A 2,025-nucleotide genomic window follows, 5' to 3' on the forward strand; every position below is an offset into this window, starting at 1 on the left:
GTCTCCAGCTTCCTGGACATCTACATCCAGCGCGACCTCGACGCCGGCCTCATCGACGAAGCCCGCGCCCAGGAGTTCATCGACGACCTCGTCGTCAAGCTGCGCATCGTGCGTTTCCTGCGCACCCCCGAATACGACCAGCTGTTCTCCGGCGACCCGACCTGGGTGACCGAGGCCATCGGCGGCGTCGGCGAAGACGGCCGTCCGCTGGTCACCAAGAACAGCTTCCGCTTCCTGCAGACGCTCAACAACCTGGGCCCGGCGCCCGAGCCCAACCTGACCGTGCTGTGGTCGGAGCAGCTGCCGCAGGGCTTCAAGGACTTCTGCGCCAAGACCTCCATCGACACCTGCTCGGTGCAGTACGAGAACGACGACCTGATGCGTCCGTACTGGGGCGACGACTACGGCATCGCCTGCTGCGTGTCGGCGATGCGCATCGGCAAGCAGATGCAGTTCTTCGGCGCGCGTGCCAACCTGGCCAAGGCGCTGCTGTACGCGATCAACGGCGGCCGTGACGAAGTCAGCGGCGAGCAGGTCGGCCCGGTCACCGAGCCGATCACCGGCGAGCTGCTCGACTACGACGAGGTCGTCGCCAAGTTCGTGCCGACGATGGAGTGGCTGTCGGGCGTGTACATGAAGTCGCTCAACGCGATCCACTTCATGCACGACAAGTACGCCTACGAGCGCATCGAGATGGCGCTGCACGACCGCGACATCCTGCGCACGATGGCCTGCGGCATCGCCGGGCTGTCGGTGGTCGCGGACTCGCTGTCGGCGATGCGCCACGCCAAGGTGCACGTCGTGCGCGACGAACGCGGCCTGGCGGTCGACTTCCGCCTCGAAGGGCGCTACCCGGCGTTCGGCAACAACGACGAGCGTGTGGACACCATCGCCAGCTGGATCGTCGAGACCTTCATGGGCTTCCTGCGCAAGCAGAAGGCCTACCGCGGCGCGACGCCGACGATGTCGGTGCTGACGATCACGTCCAACGTCGTGTACGGCAAGAAGACCGGCAACACGCCCGACGGGCGCAAGGCTGGCGAGCCGTTCGCGCCGGGGGCCAACCCGATGCACGGCCGCGACTACAAGGGCGCGGTGGCCTCGATGGCCTCGGTGGCCAAGCTGCCGTACAGCTGCTCGCAGGACGGCATCTCCTACACCTTCACGATCGTGCCCAGCGCGCTGGGCCCGGACGAAGGCCAGCGCGTGGACAACCTGGTGAACCTGATCGACGGCTACTTCGGCTCCGGCGGGCACCACGTCAACGTCAACGTCTTCGACCGTGCGACGCTGCTGCACGCGATGGAGCACCCGGAGCTGTACCCGCAGCTGACGATCCGGGTGTCGGGTTACGCGGTGAACTTCATCAAGCTGACGCGCGAGCAGCAGCTCGATGTCATCAGCCGTACCTTCCATGCCTGCCACTGACGTCAAAAGCGTCGCGGTCGCCGCCCCGTGCGGCGGCACGCGGCCGGTGCACGCGCCCGGCGCGGCGCCGGCCGCCGCCGTCACCGAAGGCTGGGTCCACTCGACCGAGACCTGCGGGACGGTGGACGGCCCGGGGATCCGCTACGTGCTGTTCCTCTCGGGCTGCCCGCTGCGCTGCGCGTACTGCCACAACCCCGACACCTGGCATCGTCACGACGGCACGCTCACCAGCGTCGCCGAGATCCTGACGGACATCGGCCGCTACCGCGGCTTCATCCAGGCGCACGGGGGCGTGACGCTCAGCGGCGGCGAGCCGCTGACGCAGCCGCGTTTCGTCAAGGCGCTCTTGCGCGGCTGCAAGGCGATGGGCCTGCACACCGCGCTGGACACCTCGGGCTACCTGGGCGCCAAGGTCGACGACGAGATGATGGCCGACCTGGACATGGTGCTGCTGGACATCAAGGCCTTCAGCGAGAAGACCTACCACCGGCTCACCGGCGCGGAGCTGAAACCGACGCTGGACTTCGCGCGCCGCCTGGCCGCGCTGGGCAAGCCGATCATCCTGCGCTACGTGCTGGTGCCCGGCTGGACCGACCA

General features: G+C 67.9%; 2 protein-coding genes. Both read left to right on the top strand.

The features are described 5' to 3' along the window. Positions 1 to 1,428 (top strand): pyruvate formate lyase family protein (locus RBXJA2T_RS19395; protein WP_009855489.1); only part of this gene is annotated, 1,428 nt, incomplete at its 5' end. Beyond that, positions 1,415 to 2,025: pyruvate formate-lyase-activating protein (gene pflA / locus RBXJA2T_RS01230; protein ID WP_009855490.1), on the top strand; the 611-nt coding region annotated here is incomplete at its 3' end. The genes RBXJA2T_RS19395 and pflA, both read left to right, overlap by 14 nt.

This window comes from Rubrivivax benzoatilyticus JA2 = ATCC BAA-35, from assembly GCF_000190375.1.
GTDB lineage: Bacteria > Pseudomonadota > Gammaproteobacteria > Burkholderiales > Burkholderiaceae_C > Rubrivivax > Rubrivivax benzoatilyticus.